General features: G+C 62.1%; 22 protein-coding genes. 11 read left to right on the top strand and 11 right to left on the bottom strand.

The window, feature by feature from the left end:
* The first annotated feature begins 93 nt into the window (after nucleotides 1–93).
* Both AC1D05_RS01245 and hutC read left to right on the top strand, forming a co-directional pair.
* On the top strand, nucleotides 94–1,446 hold the full coding sequence (locus AC1D05_RS01245; RefSeq protein WP_477437476.1) for a formimidoylglutamate deiminase: 1,353 nt from the start codon (nucleotides 94–96) through the stop codon (nucleotides 1,444–1,446).
* Entirely contained in the window at nucleotides 1,443–2,183 is a 741-nt protein-coding gene (hutC, locus tag AC1D05_RS01240; protein ID WP_477437474.1) for a histidine utilization repressor, read from the top strand. Before AC1D05_RS01245 ends, hutC begins: the two co-directional genes overlap by 4 nt.
* 144 nt (nucleotides 2,184–2,327) lie before the next feature.
* On the opposite strand, the gene AC1D05_RS01235 is transcribed toward hutC, so the two are convergent.
* Nucleotides 2,328–2,672: a RidA family protein gene (locus AC1D05_RS01235; RefSeq protein WP_477437472.1), complete on the bottom strand. Its 345-nt coding sequence runs from the start codon at nucleotides 2,670–2,672 to the stop codon at nucleotides 2,328–2,330.
* A gap of 221 nt (nucleotides 2,673–2,893) precedes the next feature.
* Here AC1D05_RS01235 and aztA point away from each other — a divergent pair, with 221 nt between their 5' ends.
* The 4 genes from aztA to AC1D05_RS01215 all read left to right on the top strand — a co-directional run bounded on the left by aztA (nucleotide 2,894) and on the right by AC1D05_RS01215 (nucleotide 6,011).
* Nucleotides 2,894–3,706, top strand: a complete 813-nt coding sequence (gene aztA / locus AC1D05_RS01230; protein WP_477437471.1) for a zinc ABC transporter ATP-binding protein AztA — start codon at nucleotides 2,894–2,896, stop codon at nucleotides 3,704–3,706.
* Nucleotides 3,706–4,581 (top strand): zinc ABC transporter permease AztB, encoded by an 876-nt coding sequence (gene aztB / locus AC1D05_RS01225; protein WP_477437469.1) that lies wholly within the window; start codon nucleotides 3,706–3,708, stop codon nucleotides 4,579–4,581. The genes aztA and aztB overlap by 1 nt, the downstream gene beginning before the upstream one ends.
* 30 nt (nucleotides 4,582–4,611) lie before the next feature.
* The gene (gene aztC / locus AC1D05_RS01220) at nucleotides 4,612–5,553 is read left to right on the top strand and encodes a zinc ABC transporter substrate-binding protein AztC (RefSeq protein WP_477437467.1); all 942 of its coding nucleotides are present in this window, start codon (nucleotides 4,612–4,614) and stop codon (nucleotides 5,551–5,553) included.
* 119 nt (nucleotides 5,554–5,672) lie between these two features.
* Entirely contained in the window at nucleotides 5,673–6,011 is a 339-nt protein-coding gene (locus tag AC1D05_RS01215; protein ID WP_477437465.1) for a protein tyrosine phosphatase family protein, read from the top strand.
* A gap of 180 nt (nucleotides 6,012–6,191) precedes the next feature.
* Here AC1D05_RS01215 and AC1D05_RS01210 read toward each other — a convergent pair whose 3' ends face one another.
* Nucleotides 6,192–6,659: an Lrp/AsnC family transcriptional regulator gene (locus AC1D05_RS01210; protein ID WP_032933331.1), complete on the bottom strand. Its 468-nt coding sequence runs from the start codon at nucleotides 6,657–6,659 to the stop codon at nucleotides 6,192–6,194.
* A 138-nt stretch (nucleotides 6,660–6,797) separates the two neighbouring features.
* Between AC1D05_RS01210 and hppD the strand changes: the two genes are divergently transcribed.
* Complete coding sequence (hppD, locus tag AC1D05_RS01205; RefSeq protein ID WP_477437463.1) at nucleotides 6,798–7,913, top strand: 4-hydroxyphenylpyruvate dioxygenase; 1,116 nt, start codon at nucleotides 6,798–6,800, stop codon at nucleotides 7,911–7,913.
* A gap of 65 nt (nucleotides 7,914–7,978) precedes the next feature.
* Entirely contained in the window at nucleotides 7,979–8,203 is a 225-nt protein-coding gene (locus AC1D05_RS01200) for a type II toxin-antitoxin system Phd/YefM family antitoxin (protein ID WP_477437461.1), read from the top strand.
* A gap of 4 nt (nucleotides 8,204–8,207) precedes the next feature.
* Here AC1D05_RS01200 and AC1D05_RS01195 read toward each other — a convergent pair whose 3' ends face one another.
* The 5 genes from AC1D05_RS01195 to hmgA are packed head-to-tail and all read right to left on the bottom strand — an operon-like array spanning nucleotide 8,208 to nucleotide 12,279.
* On the bottom strand, nucleotides 8,208–8,744 hold the full coding sequence (locus AC1D05_RS01195) for a DinB family protein (RefSeq protein ID WP_477437459.1): 537 nt from the start codon (nucleotides 8,742–8,744) through the stop codon (nucleotides 8,208–8,210).
* Nucleotides 8,745–8,748: 4 nt separating this feature from the next.
* Entirely contained in the window at nucleotides 8,749–9,042 is a 294-nt protein-coding gene (locus AC1D05_RS01190; protein WP_477437457.1) for a hypothetical protein, read from the bottom strand.
* 14 nt (nucleotides 9,043–9,056) lie between these two features.
* On the bottom strand, nucleotides 9,057–10,070 hold the full coding sequence (locus AC1D05_RS01185; RefSeq protein WP_477437455.1) for a fumarylacetoacetate hydrolase family protein: 1,014 nt from the start codon (nucleotides 10,068–10,070) through the stop codon (nucleotides 9,057–9,059).
* Entirely contained in the window at nucleotides 10,067–10,954 is an 888-nt protein-coding gene (locus AC1D05_RS01180; RefSeq protein WP_477438122.1) for an MBL fold metallo-hydrolase, read from the bottom strand. The genes AC1D05_RS01185 and AC1D05_RS01180 overlap by 4 nt, the downstream gene beginning before the upstream one ends.
* An 11-nt stretch (nucleotides 10,955–10,965) precedes the next feature.
* Nucleotides 10,966–12,279, bottom strand: coding sequence for a homogentisate 1,2-dioxygenase (hmgA, locus tag AC1D05_RS01175; protein WP_477437453.1), 1,314 nt, complete (start codon nucleotides 12,277–12,279; stop codon nucleotides 10,966–10,968).
* 119 nt (nucleotides 12,280–12,398) lie between these two features.
* On the opposite strand from hmgA, the gene AC1D05_RS01170 reads away from it, so the two are divergent.
* A complete protein-coding gene (locus AC1D05_RS01170) occupies nucleotides 12,399–12,887 on the top strand; it encodes a MarR family winged helix-turn-helix transcriptional regulator (RefSeq protein WP_477437451.1) in 489 nt (162 codons plus the stop codon).
* Here the strand turns inward: AC1D05_RS01170 and AC1D05_RS01165 are convergent.
* Genes AC1D05_RS01165 through AC1D05_RS01150 form a run of 4 tightly spaced genes read right to left on the bottom strand, consistent with a single transcriptional unit; the run spans nucleotide 12,884 to nucleotide 16,042 of the window.
* Nucleotides 12,884–13,471: a DUF4304 domain-containing protein gene (locus AC1D05_RS01165; protein WP_477437449.1), complete on the bottom strand. Its 588-nt coding sequence runs from the start codon at nucleotides 13,469–13,471 to the stop codon at nucleotides 12,884–12,886. The genes AC1D05_RS01170 and AC1D05_RS01165 overlap by 4 nt on opposite strands.
* 34 nt (nucleotides 13,472–13,505) lie before the next feature.
* Complete coding sequence (gene tdh / locus AC1D05_RS01160; RefSeq protein WP_477437447.1) at nucleotides 13,506–14,540, bottom strand: L-threonine 3-dehydrogenase; 1,035 nt, start codon at nucleotides 14,538–14,540, stop codon at nucleotides 13,506–13,508.
* A gap of 52 nt (nucleotides 14,541–14,592) precedes the next feature.
* On the bottom strand, nucleotides 14,593–15,780 hold the full coding sequence (locus AC1D05_RS01155; protein WP_477437445.1) for a glycine C-acetyltransferase: 1,188 nt from the start codon (nucleotides 15,778–15,780) through the stop codon (nucleotides 14,593–14,595).
* A gap of 22 nt (nucleotides 15,781–15,802) precedes the next feature.
* Entirely contained in the window at nucleotides 15,803–16,042 is a 240-nt protein-coding gene (locus AC1D05_RS01150) for a hypothetical protein (protein ID WP_477437443.1), read from the bottom strand.
* 35 nt (nucleotides 16,043–16,077) lie between these two features.
* Here AC1D05_RS01150 and AC1D05_RS01145 point away from each other — a divergent pair, with 35 nt between their 5' ends.
* Together AC1D05_RS01145 and AC1D05_RS01140 are read left to right on the top strand one after the other, a co-directional pair.
* Nucleotides 16,078–18,153 (top strand): putative bifunctional diguanylate cyclase/phosphodiesterase, encoded by a 2,076-nt coding sequence (locus tag AC1D05_RS01145; RefSeq protein ID WP_477437441.1) that lies wholly within the window; start codon nucleotides 16,078–16,080, stop codon nucleotides 18,151–18,153.
* A gap of 111 nt (nucleotides 18,154–18,264) precedes the next feature.
* Nucleotides 18,265–18,966 (top strand): polysaccharide deacetylase family protein, encoded by a 702-nt coding sequence (locus AC1D05_RS01140; protein WP_477437440.1) that lies wholly within the window; start codon nucleotides 18,265–18,267, stop codon nucleotides 18,964–18,966.
* Nucleotides 18,967–18,981: the final 15 nt, after the last annotated feature.

Genomic DNA, 18,981 nt, shown 5'->3' with positions numbered 1-18,981 from the left:
TTTTCCATTTGAAAGGATGACGATTATGTATATACATATTGAAACGCGACGCAAGTGGTATCGTCGCTCGGGCATGCAGATTTGGAGGCGGACGTGACGGCGATCTTTGCGGAACAGGCGCTGCTGCCCGAGGGCTGGCAAGGCAATGTCAGGATCGCGCTGGATGGAGGCCGTATCGCCAGCGTCGATGCGGGAACCACTCCGCAGGCCGGCGACGAGCGCCACGCCGTTCTTGTGCCCGGCATGCCCAATCTGCACAGCCACGCCTTCCAGCGCGGCATGGCCGGGCTTGCCGAGCTTCGTGGCCCCTCCGCCGACAGTTTCTGGAGCTGGCGCGAGGTGATGTACCGTTTCGCTCTATCGATGACCCCCGATCAGGTCGAGGCGGTTGCCGCGCAGCTCTATGTCGAGATGCTGGAAGCCGGTTTCTCCCGCGTCGGTGAATTCCACTATTTGCATCACGACCGCGATGGAGCCCCCTACGCCAATCTTGCCGAGATGGCTGAGCGGATCGCCGCCGCCGCCGCCGAAACGGGTATCGGCCTGACGCTGCTGCCGGTGTTTTACGCGCACTCCTCATTCGGCGGCGCCGCGCCGAACGAAGGCCAAAGGCGATTCATCAACGATGTGAATCGGTTCTCCAAGCTTGTTGAGAAGAGCCGCGAATCGGTTCGTGCGTTGAATCAAGCTGTCGTCGGCGTCGCCCCGCACAGCCTGCGCGCCGCGACGCCGGAGGAACTGACCCAAATTGCCGCTTTGGCGCCGAACGGGCCAATCCACATCCACGTCGCCGAACAGGTGAAGGAAGTCGAGGACTGCCTTGCCTGGTCCGGCGCGCGGCCGGTGGAATTTCTGCTTGGCGCTGCCGATGTCGACCAGCGCTGGTGCCTGATCCACGCCACCCATATGACCGACGCCGAAACCATCGGCATGGCCAAGAGCGGTGCCATCGCCGGCTTGTGCCCGATCACAGAGGCCAATCTCGGCGACGGCACGTTTGCCGCGCCATTATTCGCCGAGCATGGCGGCCGCTTCGGAATCGGCTCTGATTCCAATGTGCTGATCGGCCTGCCCGACGAATTGCGCCAGCTCGAATATTCGCAGCGCCTCGCCCACCGCGCCCGCAATGTGCTGGCGGTTGCCGGCGGCTCGACCGGGCGGGCGCTGTTCGACGCAGCACTTGACGGCGGCAGCGTCGCGCTCGGCGCCGGCAGCTCACAGATCGCCGTTGGCGCTGCCGCCGATGTCGTCTCGCTCGATGCCACGACCCCCTCGCTGGCCGGCAAGACCGGCGACGCGATCCTCGACGCCTGGATCTTCGCCAATGGCAGCAAGGTCGACTGCGTCTGGGTGCATGGGCAAAAACAGGTCAGCGGCGGCCGGCATGCCAGGCGCGAAGCCATCGCAGAGCGGTTTCGCACTGTGATGACGGCGCTGTCGGCATGAGCACGGTCGAGACAGTTGATGCCGACAGCGGCGGCTCGCTGCATCAGCGCATCCTGTCCGACATCAGCGAAAAGATCCTGTCCGGCGCCTGGGCGCCTGGCCATCGCATTCCATTCGAGTACGAGCTGACGACCGAGTACAATTGCTCGCGCATGACGGTGAACAAGGCCCTGTCGCAGCTGGCCAAGGCCGGGCTGATCGAACGCCGCCGCCGCTCAGGCAGCTTTGTCCGCCAGCCGCAGTCGCAGGCAGCGGTGCTGGAACTTCATGACATCAGGATCGAGGTCGAAGCACTTGGCCTGCTTTATCGGTATGAGCGGCTGGAGCGCGTGAAGCGGCGCAGCAACGCGGACGACAGAGCGCTGCTCGGGCTGTCCGCCGCAGGGTCATTGCTATGGCTGGAAGGTCTGCATTTTGCCGGCGAGCGGCCATTCGCACTCGAGCAGCGGCTGATCAATCTTTCGGCGGTTCCGGAAGCCGGAGACGAAGAGTTCAGGGAAATCGCTGCCGGGCCTTGGCTGATCGGCCGTGTGCCGTGGAGCGAGGCCGAGCACCGGATCCGTGCCATGGCCGCCGATGAGATTGTTGCGGACGCGCTCGACATCGATCCCGGCGCGCCCTGCCTGGTGGTCGAGCGCCGCACCTGGAGCGCGGAACACCCGGTCACCCATGTCCGGTTTGTCTATCCGGCGGAAAGCCACACGCTGGTGGCAAGGTTCACGCCGTCGCAGGGGTGAGCGCCTCTTCACCCTCCCCCTAGTGGGGAGGGTCGGCGAGCCGACGTTGCGAAGCAAGGTTGGCGAAACGGGGTTGGGGGGGCGGCGCCGACCCCCACCCCGCTGCTCCGCAGCGACCCTCCCCACAAGGGGGAGGGTAAAAGCTTAGATCGCCGCCGTCACAATAATCTCGACCAGATATTCCGGGCCGGCGAGCTTGGCTTCGCCGGTGGCGCGGGCTGGGGTGTGGCCCTGCGGCACCCATTTGTCCCATTCCGAATTCATCTCGGCGAACGTGCCCATGTCGGCCAGCCAGATGATCGCCTGAACGATCTTGGTCTTGTCGGTGCCGGCCTTGGCCAGCAATTCGTCGATGGCCGACAGGATATCGCGGGTCTGCGAGGCGACGTTGCCGCTGGGCTGGCCGACCTGGCCGGCCAGATAGACGGTGTTGCCGTGGATGACGATCTGGCTCATGCGCGGGCCAACATCGATGCGACGAATGCTCATGGGAGGTTCCTTCCTGTTATGGGTGGCGACTGTTTAGAGTTGGCGTGGGCTTCGGGCAAGGCCGCCGGGGCCAAATCCCCTTGGACCAGTGCGCAAGAGACTCACGGCAAGTTGAGCCGCCGGTCGCAATTCCGCCCGATTGGCTTGTTGACTAATGTAATAACATCACATATCCAATCGACCCCTGCCCGCAGCCGGGTTTCGCTGCTCCACGGAACGACATGACCCAGACCTGCCTGACATTCCGTGACCTGACGCTGGGCTACAGCAGCCACCCGGCGATCCATCATCTCGACGGCACGATCCGCAAGGGGTCGCTGACGGCCGTGGTCGGCGCCAACGGTTCCGGCAAGTCGACGCTGATGAAGGGTATTGTCGGGGTGCTGAAGCCGATGGCCGGCGAGGTTGTTCGCGCACCCGGCGTGCGCGCCGCCTATCTGCCGCAGCAATCGGAACTTGATCGCTCCTTCCCGGCGCGCGTCGTCGATCTGGTCTCGCTCGGCCTGTGGCCGAAACGCGGCATGCTCGGCCGCTATACCAAGGAAGATCGCGAGTCCGTCAGCCAAGCGTTGATGGCGGTAGGCCTTGGCGGCTTCGAGAAGCGCCCGATCGACACGCTGTCCGGCGGCCAGCTGCAACGCACATTGTTTGCCCGCGTGCTGTTGCAGGATGCCGACCTGATCCTGCTCGACGAACCGTTCAACGCCGTCGACGCCAAGACAGTCGGCGACTTGATTGCGCTCATCAAGCGCTGGCACGGCGAGGAACGCACCATCATGGTTGTCGTCCACGATCTCGATCTCGTGCGGCAGAATTTTCCGGAGACACTGCTTTTGGCCCGCCAGCCGATCGCCTGGGGCGAAACCAGGGAAACGCTGAAGCCGGAAAACCTGTTGCGCGCCCGCCGTTTTCACGAAGCCTGGGAAGAAAACGCGCCCTGGTGCGAACCGGACGAGCATGCTCATGCCCATGGGCACGATCATCATGGCCACGATCACGACCATCATCACGGCGCCGGCCCGAGGGCTGCCTGATGGACACGCTCTACGGTCTTTTCATCGCACCCTTCGCCGATTTCGGCTTCATGCAGCGGGCGCTGTTCGGCTCGCTGATGCTGTCGCTCGGCGCCTGCCCTATCGGCGTCTTCTTGATGCTGCGGCGTATGAGCTTGTCGGGTGACGCCATGGCGCATGCCATCCTGCCCGGGGCGGCCGCCGGCTTCCTGTTCTACGGGCTGGAAATCCTGCCGATGACCATTGGCGGGCTGGTTGCCGGCATCATCGTCGCGCTCGGCGCCGGTGCCGTATCGCGCTTCACCATCCAGCGCGAGGACGCCTCGATGGCGGCCTTCTATCTGATTTCGCTCGCCATCGGCGTGCTGATGGTGTCGATCCGCGGTTCTAGCGTCGATCTCATGCATGTGCTGTTCGGCACGGTGCTGGCGCTCAACAATGAGGCGCTGATCCTGATTGGCGGCATCGTCGCGGTGACACTGGTCAGCCTCGCCATCTTCTGGCGGGCGCTGGTCGCCGAATGCCTCGATCCGCTGTTCCTGCGTTCGGTCAGCAAGATGGGCAGCCCGGTGCATTTCATCTTCCTCGGCCTCGTCGTGCTCAACCTCGTCGGCGGTTTCCAGGCGCTCGGCACGCTGCTTTCGGTCGGATTGATGATGCTGCCGGCCGCCTCCGCCCGCTTCTGGACGGTGCGCGTCGAACCGATGTGCGTGCTGGCCGTGCTGATCGGCTTTGCCTCCTGCATCGCCGGGCTGCTTTTGTCTTATCACGCCTCGCTGCCATCCGGTCCGGCCATCATCCTGTCGGCCGGCGTCGTGTACTTCGCCTCGATCCTGTTCGGTACGCGCGGCATTCTGCGCGCCCGCATCGTCCATCACCGTCACAGAACGGCCTGACCCACCCTCGTCCCTAAAGGAGACCCGTCCATGCTGAAATCCATCCGTGCCGCCCTGGCGATGAGCGTTATAACATTAACCGCCTTTGGCGCGTCGGCGGCCTTCGCGGCACCGCTGAAAGTGGTCGCCAGCTTCACCGTCATCGCCGATTTCGCCAAAAATGTCGGCGGCGACCGTGTCGACATCATCACCATCGTCGGGCCGGATGGTGATGCCCATGTCTATGAGCCGAGCCCGGCCGACGCGGTCGCCATGGCCAAGGCCGATATCGTGCTGGTCAACGGCCTGCATTTTGAGGGTTTCCTGCAACGGCTGGTCGATGCCAGCGCCACCAAGGCCTCGATCATCACCTTGACCAAGGGCGTGACGCCGATCGACTTCAAGCCTGAATTCGCCGACGCGGACGCGGCCGAAGGTGCCGGCACCGGCGGCGGCAAGACGGTCACCGATCCGCACGCCTTCCAGTCGATCGCCAATGCCAGGATCTATGTGAAGAACATCGCCGAGGCATTCTGCGCGGCCGACAGCGACGGTTGCGTCTCCTACCAGACCAATGCCGCCGCCTACACCAAGAAGCTCGATGCGCTGGAAGGTGAAGTGAAGGCGGCGATCCAGTCGATCCCCGAGGCCAAGCGTGTCGTCATCACCTCGCATGACGCGTTCGGCTATTTCGAGCACGAATACGGCCTGACCTTCCTCGCCCCGCAAGGCATCTCGACCGATTCCGAACCATCGGCCGCCGACGTCGCCAAGCTGGTCGAGCAGGTGAAGCAGGACAAGGCCGCCGCGATCTTCGTCGAAAACATCACCAACCCGCGCCTGATCGAGCAGATCGCCAGCGAGACCGGCATCAAGGTGGGCGGCACGCTCTATTCGGATGCGCTGTCGCTGCCCGATGGCCCCGGCTCGACCTATATCGACATGATGCACAACAACATCCGCCAGATCAAAGGCGCGATCCTCGGCAGCTGATCGACATCGCTCATCCGGCCGGAGCCGCGACAGCCCGGCCGGATTCTACCAGACGGCAGTTGCCGGTTGCGTCCGGGAGTGGCAAGACTCTTGTCAAACCAAATTGCGAGGATGCTGCCATGGAATACCGCGAAATCAGCGACGACTATTCGGTCTCTGGCCAGATCCAGCCGGAAGACGTCGCCGCCATCAAGGAAGCCGGCTTCAAGAGCGTCATCTGCAACCGGCCGGATGACGAACAGCCCGGCCAGCCTTCGGCAGATACAGTCAAGGCGGCGGTCGAAGCCGCCGGCCTCGCCTTCCGCTACATTCCGGTGATCAGCGGCCAGGTCACCGCCGAGAATGTCGAGGACCAGGCCGAGGCGCTGAACGAGTTGGAAGGCCCGGTGTTCGCCTATTGCCGCTCCGGCGCCCGTTGCACAAATCTATATGGGCTGATCCAGCAGTCCAAGGGCTGAAAATCGTCCAGCGCAAGCTGTGCTGAGATTCAGGTCAGGCCGAGTCGAAAATGATGGCTTCCGAGAACCGGAGCGGAGCGTACCTAAAGTACGTGAGCACCGTTCTACTGCGACGCAGTAGAACGGTGTAGCGCAGGAAGCCGGCATTTGCAGGCCGGCCGGACTGAATATCAACACACCTTAAATCGGCAGCGCGCCGGTTTCCTTGAGCGTCTCCAGTACAATCGCCGTCTTCACATGCTGCACCGATTCATGTGGCAGGAGCACGCCGTTGACGAACTCCGACAGTGATTTGAGATCGGGCGTCACCACCTTCAGGATGTAATCCATCTCACCGGTCAGCGCGTGCGCCTCTTGCACCTCGGGCAGCCGCGCCACCAGTTCGCCGAAGCGCCGGGCATTGTCGCGGTTGTGGGTGGCCAAGGTGACCGAGATGACATTGACCAGCGAGAAGCCGAGCTTGTCGCGGTCGAGCACCGCCCGGTAGCCCTTGATGTAGCCGTCCTCTTCGAGCCGCTGGCGGCGGCGCGAGCATTGCGATGCCGACAGGTTCACCCGCTCCGAGAGATCGTTGTTGGTGAGCCGCGCATCGCCCTGCAGGAGCGCCATTATCTTGCGGTCAAACTGGTCAATGCGCGTCTCATCCATGGCTTTGTCTCTCATCATGCATGTTTCGCGCATGACATCATCATTTCAAGCGTTTGAATGCAAGCACCATGCACCGGCTCCGCGCTATGCTGACGTGGGATGGCCGTTTCAGGCCAAGCCAGCTTTTGGAGGAATATCATGGGTCCCTTCCCGCACGACGCCCCGCCCGCCACGATCAGCAAGGACAACCCCGCCGGCACCGATGGTTTCGAGTTCGTCGAATTCGCGCATCCGGAGCCGCAGAAGCTGGCCGAACTGTTCACCCGCATGGGGTATGTGGCAGTGGCCAAGCATCGCACCAAGGACATCACCGTCTGGCGCCAGGGCGACATCAACTATGTCGTCAATGCCGAGCCGGACTCGCATGCGATGAAGTTCGCCGACAAGCACGGCCCGTGTGCGGCCTCGATGGCCTGGCGGGTGGTCGATGCCAAGCATGCGTTCGACCACGCCGTCTCGAAGGGCGCGACGCCTTACGAAGGCGACGACAAGGCGCTAGACGTGCCAGCGATCGTCGGCATCGGTGGCTCGCTGCTTTATTTCATCGATACCTATGGCAAGAAGGGCTCGGCCTACGATGCCGAGTTCGAGTGGATCGGCGCGCGCGATCCGCAGCCGCAAGGCGTCGGCTTCTATTTCCTCGACCACCTGACCCACAATGTCTATCGCGGCCAGATGGACAAATGGTGGGATTTCTACCGCAATCTGTTTGGCTTCAAGCAGATCCATTTCTTCGACATCGACGGCAAGATCACCGGCCTGGTCAGCCGCGCCATCACCTCGCCCTGCGGCAAAATCCGCATTCCGCTCAACGAATCCAAGGACGAGACCAGCCAGATCGCCGAGTACCTGAAGAAGTACAATGGCGAAGGCATCCAGCACATCGCTGTCGGCACCGACGAGATCTACGCCGCCACCGACAAGCTAGCCGACAACGGGCTGAAGTTCATGCCCGGCCCGCCGGAGACCTATTACGACATGTCGTACGACCGGGTGAACGGGCATGACGAGCCGATCGAGCGGATGAAGAAGCACGGCATCCTGATCGACGGCGAAGGCGTGGTCGATGGCGGCATGACCAAGATCCTGCTGCAGATCTTCTCGAAAACCGTGATCGGCCCGATCTTCTTCGAATTCATCCAGAGGAAGGGCGACGAAGGCTTTGGCGAAGGCAATTTCCGCGCGCTGTTCGAATCGATCGAGCAAGACCAGATCAAGCGCGGCGTGATCAAGGTGGACGGCAAGGCCGCCTGAAGCCAAACAAGTCGCTTACGGCTCGACCGGTTATGACGTATTTTGGGTTATAACAGGTCCCTGCCATGAACATATCCATCTCGGAAGCCAAAGCCAAATTATCGGAACTCGTCAGGCGTGCGGAGGCCGGTGAGGATATTGCGCTCACGCGCGATGGGAAAATTGTTGCAAGGCTCGTGCCGCCGGCCACGAAAGGCTTTTTGCCCCGCATTGGTGCCTTAAAAGGTAGCGTCAGTATCGCGGAAAATTTTGACGACCTCGGCCCTGAGTGGGCTGAATATCAGAAATGATGGCTCACAATCCCAGCCCCTCGACCTCCGCCTTCCTCAGCTTAATGTCATAATCGAGCAGGAACTCGTCGAGTTGCGGCGGCGCCACCGAGGTGCCGGACAGCATGGCGTGCACCTGGCCGCGATGGTGGATGTCGTGCAGGAAGACATGGGCGAGGATGTCGCCGATCTTTTCGGGGATCATGCCATCCTCGCGCCGATCGGTGATGACACGGCGATCGAGATCGGTCTCGGACAAGCCATTGCAGAAGGTGATCAGCCGGCGGTCGGCAACGACCTGAGCGGCAAACAGCGCCTCCGGCTCATCGAACGGCACGTAATTGTCATAGGCGGCAGCACCGACGCCGCCCTCTTCGAGAAAATCGAGATAGAGAAGGTCGACCGCGAGGATGTGGTTGAGCGTTGCCTTGATCGAAGGGAAGAAGCTGGTGCGTTCGGCTTCGAACTCACCCGGCTCGAGCGCCAGCACGGCACGATAGAGCCGGTCATTCGACCAGAGATTGTTGCCGGCCATGCGGCGCAGATGATCCAGCAGGGTCATAAATTCATCCCCCTGATCGCACCAGATGCAAGCCTGTTGCCATAATCGCGAATCCGGCGAGAACGATCAGCAGCAACCCGTTCATGCGCCGGCGCATGGCTTGCGTTTCCTCGTCCCGGGCGACTTTCATGTTGGTGATGGTGTGGAACATCATCGCCTTGCGCGGAAAGCCACTGCGGTTGGTCAGATCCGGCGAGCGCACCTCGATGCGATAGCTCAACCGGATGGCCAGGATGAAGACTGCCAGAATCCCAAGCGCCCAGACACCGGCCAGAAGATAGAACACTTCCCCCGTCATTCCATCATCCCCTGCTATCCCTGGTATTTCTCGACCTTCTGCTCGATGGCGCCGAAGATCGAATGGCCCGCTCTGTCCTTCATCTCGATGCGCACCGTGTCGCCGAAGCGCAGGAACGGCGTTATGGGCTCGCCCGATTCAATGGTCTCGATCATGCGCAGTTCGGCGATGCAGGAATAGCCGGCGCCGCCAGCCGAGACCGGCTTGCCCGGCCCGCCGTCGAGCTTGTTGGAAACGGTGCCCGAGCCGATGATGGTGCCAGCAGCCAGCGGCCTTGTCCTGGCGGCGTGAACGATCAGCGCCGGAAAATCGAAGGTCATGTCGACACCGGCATTGGCGCGGCCGAAGGGCTTGCCATTGAGATCGGCAAGCAGCGGCAGGCTAACCTTGCCGCCATCCCAGGCCTCGCCCAGTTCATCCGGCGTCACCGCGACAGGTGAAAAGGCCGAGGACGGTTTCGACTGGAAGAAGCCAAAACCCTTGGCCAGCTCCGGCCCGGTCAGCGCACGCAGCGTGACATCATTGACCAGCATGACCAGCCGGATCGCGGCGCGGGCCCCATCGAGGCTCGCGCCCATCGGCACGTCGTCGACGATGACGGTGACTTCGCCCTCCATGTCGATGCCGAAGGCCTCGTCAGCCATGCGGATCGGATCGCGCGGCGCAATGAAGGAGTCCGAGCCGCCCTGATAGATCAGCGGATCGGTCCAGAAGCTCGCCGGCATCTCGACGCCACGTGCTTTCCGCACCAGCTCGACATGGTTCACATAGGCCGACCCGTCAGCCCATTGATAGGCGCGCGGCAACGGCGAATGCGCATCGTGCTCGTGAAAACGAGCCGACGGCATCGCATTGTTCTCAAGCGATTCCGCTATTGTGCCGAGATGTGGCGAGACCCTGCGCCAGTCGTCGAGTGCCGCCTGCAGCGTGCGCGCCAGGAACGAGGCATCGGTGTACTGCGTCAGGTCGCGCGAGACGACAACGAGTTTTCCGTCGCGCGTCCCGTCCTTCAATGTGGCAAGCTTCATGCGGTTCCCTCTCCTTGTGCAGCTTTCCTGCTGCTTAACTCCACAACAAGGCCGTCGCGGGCGATCGTCAAGTCGCCGGCCCATGTTTTCCTGACAGCAGCGATCCAATCCGCCTCGCCGATCTCGGCATCGTCGGCGGGAATGAGGTGGTTGAGCACCAGCCTCTTCGCCCCGGCGTCGCTGGCGATGCGTCCCGCTTCTTCGGCAAAGCTGTGGCTGGCGAGCAGATGTTCTCTGAGCCGTGCGCCATTGCCGGTCCTGGCAACCAGCCGCTCGATGCCTTCCTCCAGCATGGCTTCGTGGACGAGAAGGTCAGCACCTTCCGCGAAGTCGGCGAGCGGTGGAAAGAAAGCCGTGTCGGCGGAAAACACCACGCTTTTCCCGCCATGCTCGAAGCGCAGGGCAAAGCAGTCGGTCACCGGTGGATGGTCGACACGCAGCGCCGTCACTTTCAGGCCAGCTTGTTCGACCACCTGCCCCTCGCCGAATTCGCTGATCGAAACCAGTTCGCGAATATCGGGCCGACCCTCGTCAACGATGCGTATCTCGATATCGAATTCCATCGCCTGGCAGAAGCGCCGCCAGTAATGGCCGGTGCCGGCGGGCCCGAAGACGTTGACCGGTGTCGCCAGTCCCGCTGTCCAGGCGGTGTGGATCAGCGGCCCCAGTTCCAGCACATGGTCGGAATGCAAATGCGTGATGAAGATCAGGTCGAGCGCCTTCAGGCTGATCCCGGCGTCGACCAGACCGCGGGTCACGCCAAGCCCGCAGTCTACGACGATGGTTCGTCCGCCAAGTTCCAGCAGCGACGAGCTTGGCCAGGGCCCACCTGGCCGCAACGCCGGGCCGCCTTTCGACCCGAGCAGCACCAACCGATCCGGCATTGGCTTGCCGCTCAAGACCAGTCGCCCTCCGGTGTGCCGTTAAAGCGTTTCTTCAGGTCAGCCCAGCAGTCGATGTAATTGTCCTGTCTTGTTTCCAGTTCGGCGCCGTAGCGGGTCAGCATCTGCGGGAAACGGGTCTCGAACATGAAGGCCATGGTGTTGTCGAGCTTGACCGGTTTTAGCCCCGCGCGCGAGGCCTTTTCGAAGCCAGGCGCATCCGGACCATGGGCCAGCATCAGATTGTGCAGGCTGATGCCGCCGGGCACAAAGCCTTCTTCCTTGGCATCGTACTGGCCGTGGATCAGGCCCATGAACTCGCTCATGATGTTGCGGTGATACCAGGGCGGCCGGAACGTATCTTCCGCTACCAGCCAGCGCGGCGGGAAGATGACGAAGTCGATATTGGCGGTGCCCTCTTCGCCACTCGGCGCGGTCAGCACGGTGAAGATCGACGGATCGGGATGGTCGAACAGCAATGCGCCGACCGGCGAAAACGTTGCCAGATCATATTTGTAGGGGGCGTAATTGCCATGCCAGGCAACAACGTCGAGCGGCGAATGGCCGATCTCGGTGACATGGAAATTGCCGCACCATTTGACGATCAGCCGGCACGGCGTTTCCTTCTCCTCGAACCAGGCGCAAGGCGTCTTGAAGTCGCGCGGGTTGGCCAGACAATTGGCGCCGATCGGGCCGCGATCAGGCAAGGTCAGCTTGGCGCCGTAGTTTTCGCAGACATAGCCGCGCACTTCCTTGTCAACCAACTCGACCTTGAAGACGAGGCCGCGCGGCAAAACGGCGATTTCGGCGGGCCGAAGCTCGATGACGCCCATCTCCGTCACCAGACGCAGGGCGCCGACCTGCGGGACGACCAGCAACTCGCCGTCCGCATTGAAGAAATGGTCGTCGACCATCGATGTGTTGGCGACATAGACATGGGCTGCCATACCGGTCTGTCCGAGCACGTCGCCAGCCGTGGTGATCGAGCGCATGCCGGCAACAAAGTCGGTCGGCTCTTTCGGCATCGGCACCGGATTCCAGCGATACTGGCCAAGCGCCAATTCATGATCGCCGACATTGGGCGCGGTCTTCCACAAGGGATAGGCCGCTGGTTTGAAACGCCCGGTGTGCTTGACGCTCGGCCGGATGCGATAGAGCCAGGAGCGCTCATTGGTGCCGCGCGGCGCGGTGAAGGGCGAGCCAGAAAGCTGCTCGGCATAGAGACCGTAGGCCGGCCGCTGCGGCGAGTTCCGTCCCTGCGGCAGCGAGCCGGGCAAGGTTTCGGTCTCAAAATCGTTGCCGAAGCCCGGCATGTAAGAAAAGGCCATCCGATCCTCCCTTATCCCGGCTCCAAGCTTCACGAAGTGTGGCCCGCCGATGATATTGACCAAACTGGTTTCATTTGTAACCATTGAAAATGTAACTATCAACGGCTACGGCGCGCGTCATGGAACCCGAAATCCTCGAACTGGAAAGTTTCCTGCCCTACCGCCTCTACCGGCTGGCCGATGCCGTCAGCCGCGAATTCTCCAGGATCTACCGGGATCGCCACGGGCTGACCCGACCGGAGTGGCGCACGCTTTCAGGCCTCGGGCAGCGCGGCACGATGACGGCGACAGAGCTCGGCGAACAGTCGGCCATGCACAAGACCAAGGTGTCGCGTGCCGTGGCCGAGCTTGAACGGCGGCGCTGGCTGACGCGCACGGCTGACGATAATGATCGCCGTGTGGAGCACCTTGCGCTGACCAAGGCTGGGCTTGCCGCCTATCGAGAGATGGTACCGCTGGCGAAAGCGTTTGAAAGGGAGTTGCTGGCTAGGCTCGGTGCGGAGGAACGCGCGGCGATTGTCAGCGGGGTGGGAGCGCTGGAGGCAGGGTTAGACCCTCGTAGAAATCAGATGGCTACGGCGGGAGGCAACGCTCCTAAGCCGTATTAGGCGCGTTCGGCTTCAATGACGTCTCTGACGTGGCTTCGAAATGCTACCGGATCGTCGATGTAGTCCAGGAGTACCTGCGCCTGCGAAGCCGCGTGTCCTCGAACGCTTTCAAACAGCCGTCTTGCCGTTTCAAAGTCACCAGCCAAGCCGGCCGCCACCCCGGCATTGAAAGGTGCCCATTCGCCGTACGCACCAGGCTGCAATTCATTCACGAGGATCGTGGCTGTCGCCTGCACGGAAGGGAACATCGATCGGCGAACCTGATCGATTTCGACTGCCTTCCTGGCCATTTGACCGATCAGGGGTACAAACTGTTCGGGGCTCTGGAATTCGACGAACCCGCCGCCGACGCGCTCAAAGCGATCCAAGGTTAACGTTTGCGGCAGCGAACCCCAAAGCCAGTGAACCGCTACGTTCAGGTAAGTGCCTTTGGACCAAGAGCTGGGCTGAAATTCGACTACACTTAGCCAGAAGCCACGATCAGCGATCCAGACACGTGACTTCCCCTTTCGCCGAAATCCGGCGGGCTGCAATACGATCTTTGCCTGCGAAGCAATGATACGTCCGTGCTCGTTTTCTGCCATCTCGGGTCCCCACGTGAAGCCAGTGGGCTCGACCCTACCAGTCCATCACCACCTTGCCCGAACTGCCGCTTCTCATCGCATCGAAACCCGTCTGGAAATCGTCGATGCCAATCCGATGCGTGATCAACCCACTCACATCGAGCGGGCCCTGCACCAGCGCGATCATCTTGTACCAGGTCTCGAACATCTCGCGGCCATAGATGCCCTTGAGATGCAGCATTTTGAAGATGACCTTGTTCCAGTCGATCTCGAAGCCGGTCGGCGCGATGCCGAGAATGGCGATCTTGCCGCCATTGTTCATGGTGTCGATCATGTCGCGGAAGGCGGGGGCGGCGCCCGACATTTCGAGGCCGACGTCAAAACCTTCGGTCATGCCGAGCGCAGGCATCACCTCGCGCAGCTTTTCCTTCGAGGCGTCGACGACATGCTGGACGCCGAGCTTTTTCGCCAGCGCCAGCCGCACCGGGTTGATGTCGGTGATGACGACCTTTCGCGCACCGACGCATTGCGCCACCAGCGCGCCCATGATGCCGATCGGCCCAGCGCCGGTGACCAGCACATCCTCGCCGACCAGATCAAAGGACAGAGCGGTGTGGACGGCGTTGCCCAGGGGATCGAAGATCGCGGCGATCTCGTCCGGCACGTCGTCGGGGATTGGCACGACATTGTGCTGCGGGATCGCCAGATACTCGCCGAAGGCGCCCGGTCGGTTGACGCCGACGCCAAGCGTGTTGCGGCACAGGTGCCCCCTGCCCGCCCGGCAGTTGCGGCAATGGCCACAGACGATGTGGCCCTCGCCCGAGACGCGCTGGCCGACCTTGTATTCGGTGACCGCAGCGCCGAAATCGGCGACGGTGCCAACGAACTCATGGCCGGTGACCATCGGCACCGGCACAGTCTTCTGCGCCCACTGGTCCCAATTGTAGATGTGCACGTCGGTACCGCAGATCGCCGTCTTCTTGATCTTGATCAGCACATCGTTGGGGCCGATCTCCGGCACCGGCACCTCTTCCATCCAGATGCCCGGTTCGGCCTTGGCCTTCACCAGCGCCTTCATCATGTTCGACATTCTTTTGTCCCTTGAATCTCTTGATCCGGAATCGCTTTTCGGCGCCGGTCGTTCAGGAAATGACGCCCAATTCCCTGCCGACCGCAGCGAATGCCGCCACCGCACGGTCGATATCGGCAATGGAATGCGCCGCCGACATCTGCGTGCGGATACGCGCCTGGCCTTTCGGCACCACCGGGAACGAGAAGCCGATGACATAGATGCCGCGTTTCAGCATGCGCGCCGCCATCTCCTGCGCCAGCGTCGCGTCGCCCAGCATCACCGGGATGATCGGATGGTCGGCCCCGGCCAGCGTGAAGCCGAGCTTACCCATCTCAGACCTGAACCGCGCCGCATTGGTATAGAGGCGTTCGCGCAAGGCGTCGCCATTGCGGATCAGCTCGAACACCTTGATCGAGGCGCCGGCGATCGCCGGCATCAGCGTGTTGGAAAAGAGATAGGGCCGCGAGCGCTGGCGCAGCCAGTCGACCACCTGGCTTTTGCCCGACGTGTAGCCGCCGGAAGCACCACCAAGCGCCTTGCCGAGCGTGCCGGTGATGATGTCCACCCTGCCCTCGACGCCGCAATGCTCGGCCGAGCCACGACCGTTCTTGCCGACGAAGCCGACCGCATGGCTGTCGTCGACCATGACCATGGCATCGTATTTGTCGGCAAGGTCGCAAACGCCTTTCAGGTTGGCGATGATGCCGTCCATCGAGAATACGCCGTCGGTGGCGATCAGCCGGAAACGGCAGTCCCTGGCTTCCTTCAGCCGTGTCTCGAGATCGGCCATGTCGTTGTTGGCGTAGCGGAAGCGCTTGGCCTTCGACAGCCTGACACCGTCGATGATCGAGGCGTGGTTCAGCGCATCCGAAATGATCGCGTCTTCCTCACCAAGCAGCGTCTCGAACAGGCCGCCATTGGCGTCGAAGCACGAGCCATAGAGGATCGTGTCCTCCAGGCCGAGGAAAGAGGAGATCGTCGCCTCGAGCTGTTTGTGTTCCTCCTGCGTGCCGCAGATGAAGCGCACCGACGCCATGCCGTAGCCATAACGGTCGAGCGCCTGGGTGGCCGCCTTTCGCAGGTCGGCGCTGTCGGCGAGGCCGAGATAGTTGTTGGCGCAGAAATTCAGCACCTTCTCGCCGCCGACCTCGATCTGCGCCGACTGCATCGAGGAAATCACCCGCTCGGACTTATAGAGGCCGGCCGATTTGAGCCCGGCAAGCTCGCTGTCGATGTGGGAGAGAAATGTTGCGGTCATGATCAGGCCCTGTTTGACGTGGTCAGACTGTCGTCCCGCCCGCGCAAAAAATCCATCGCAAAAGCGACCGGATCGGGTGGTCGGGCAGCATCAAATCAGACGCCATGGGCATCACCAAGCGACCACTCGGATAACGAACAGTCAAATGCAGGCCGGCGGCGAAAGGAGCCGATAACCATTTCGCGATCTTTCCGCGTCTCCCCCTTGCCGGCCGACCGTCGGTTTCCAGTCCTGTTAACGTTTCCAGTTCAATGGTGCTCATACAGGAATCCGTTGGCGAGAGGGCCGCCCCCGAACATGTCGCAGCAGCAGCCGGTGCATAGCGTTTCAGGCAAGCTTATCCTGCTGATCAAGGCCGGCTATTGGCTGGCGCTGCTGATCATTGCCGCCATGGTGGCGGCCTCCTTCGTCCTGCTGCAGCAGACGATGGCCACGCAGCAGCAGAATAACACCTTGCTCGACATCGTCGGCACGCAGAAGACGCTGTCACAGCGCATCGTCTTCCTTGCCAGCGCAACGGGTGCCGCCTCGCGCGACAAACAGCCGGCGCTGGTCAGCGCGCTCAAACAGGCCACGGCGGAGTTCGAGATCAACTACGATCTGCTGCTCAAGCAGACGGGGGCAGATCCGCAATCGCAAGCCAAGCTCGATCCGAAATCGATCGAGAGCGTGCTTTTCGCCAAACCGTTCCATCTCGACTATTTCTCGGTCGGGCTGATCGCCAATGGCGACCGTCTGATCTCGGCCCTTGAATCACAACTCAACCATGTCGACAATGAAGGCTACAAAGGCGGCGCCGAGCGCGTCAACCTCGATGCCTCGGTCGCCAATGCCACCTTGTCGGGCTATGCAGCCCTTGGCCAGCGTATCAGCGCCGAGGCCGACGAGCGCTCCGAAAAGCTGCTGGCCCTCCACCGCACGCTGTTCTACGCCACACTCGGCGTCATCCTGCTGGTGGCGCTGTTCATCTTCAGGCCGATGTCCAACGCGATCCTGCGCAAGACGCGTGAGCTGGTCGATGCGCGCAATTCCATGGCCTTCATCGCGGTTCATGACGGCCTGACCGGCCTGCACAACCGCACCTTCCTGACCGATCATTTCGAGACGCTGATCAAGGGCGCGCACCGGCGGCGCGAACGCCTGGCTGTCGTCCAGCTCGACCTCGACCGCTTCAAGCAGATCAACGATACGCTCGGCCACGCCGCCGGCGACTATGTCCTGGTGGTGACGGCACAGCGCATGCGCGATTCCTGCCGGGCGTCGGATCTGTGCGCGCGGCTCGGTGGCGACGAATTCGTGATGATCCTCAACGGAGCGGGCAGCACCGAAGACATCAACATGCTCGCACGGCGCATCCTGGCGCATATCAACGAGCCGATCGTCTTCCAGGGCACCACAATTCTGCCGGGCGCCAGCGGAGGCATCGCCGTCTATCCGATCGATGCCGACAATGCGCAGGACCTGCTCGTCCATGCCGATCTGGCACTTTATTCCGCCAAGAAAATGGGCGGCGGCAATTTCTCGTTCTTCTCCGAGGAACTGCGCCGCGAGCTCGACTACCGCAAGCAACTCGAGCATGACATCAAGGTCGCCATCGCCGAGCGGGCATTCCAGGTCTATTTCCAGCCGCAGGTTTCCCTGACCGACGGCACCATCAGCGGCATCGAAGCCCTGGTGCGATGGAACCATCACGAGCGCGGCATGATCTCGCCGGGCGAATTCATTCCGGTCGCCGAGAAATGCGGCTTCATGCCGGAGATCGGCCGCATCGTGATCGGCAAGGCGATCAACGAGGCAGCCGAATGGAACCGTGCCGGGATTGCCTTCGGCCGGCTCGCCGTCAATGTCTCGGGCACCGAACTGCGCGAGCACGATTTCGATGCGTTTCTGTTCGAGACGCTGGAAAAGGCCGGACTGCCGCCGCAGAAACTATCGCTGGAAATCGTCGAATCTGTCATTCTGGACGACGAGAAGACAGGCATCGCGGCAAAGCTGCGTCACATCAGGGCCGCCGGCGTCCATCTGGAACTCGATGATTTCGGCACCGGCTATGCCTCGCTCAGCCACGTCAATCCCAACGAGATCGACCGGCTCAAGATCGACCGGCGCTTCGTCCAGAACATCCACGAGAATGGCGACAATTCGAAGATCGTGCGCGCCATCACCGAGCTTGCTCGCGGCCTCGGCATCTCCATCGTTGCCGAGGGTGCTGAGACCGAGGCCGAACTCGACTCGCTGATGGCGATCGGCTGCGACCAGGTACAGGGCTATTCCATCGCCTTCCCGATGCCGCAGGACACGGCGCTGGAATGGCTGACCGCCCGCATGCCGAAGAAGGCTAAACTGCGGGTCCTGCAGGGCAGCCTGTCTTAGGCAGAATTCAGCCCGGCTTGACAACCAGCTGCCGAAATGGCGGCCTGTCGCGATAACAACCGGATCGTGCGGCTTATGACATTCATTCGGTTTGTCCTGGCGGCCATGTTGATGTCCGCTTGGCCCGCCCATGGGGCGGATCGCACCATCTATCTCACCTTCGACGATGGCCCGCTGAACGGCACCAGCAACATTCTCGACGTGCTGGCGGCAGAACAGGTTCCGGCAACGCTGTTCATGGTCGGCATGCATGCCGAGGCCAGCGCATCCAACAAGGCGCTGGTGCGGCGCGCCAAGGCGATGCCGCTGGTGACGATCGGCAACCACAGCTACAGCCACGCCTACAATCACTACCGGCACTTCTACAGCGATACGGAAGGGGTGGTTGCCGACATGCTCATGGCGAATGCCGTGCTGGGCCTGAAGCCCGCGGTGCATGCGCGCCTGCCGGGGCGCGATGTGTTCCGGCTGCCTTCGATGTCAAAGAACGACAACTCGCTCGGGCAGGCACAAGCCGGCCGCGAGGACCCCGACTACGAGTTCGTGGCGGCTTCCGGCTTCTATCTCTACGGCTGGGACCACGAATGGGTGCACAAGGACAGCGGCGAGCCGGTACAGAGCGTCGATCATCTGGTCAGCGAGATCGATCATCTGTTCGGCTATGGCCGCTTCGCCAAGCCGGGCGAGCTGATCCTCTTGATGCATGACGAGATGTTCCAGGACAGTTTTGACGGCAAGACGCAGCTCACCAACCTGATCACCGCGCTGAAGCTGCGCCACTATGCGTTTGGAGCGATCCAGAGCTATGACTGAGCCCATGGGTCGGCT

This window comes from Mesorhizobium sp. P2_E9 (assembly GCF_056403815.1).
Note: the sequence above shows the minus strand (reverse complement) of the source record. Positions and strands in the feature narration are given on the sequence as shown.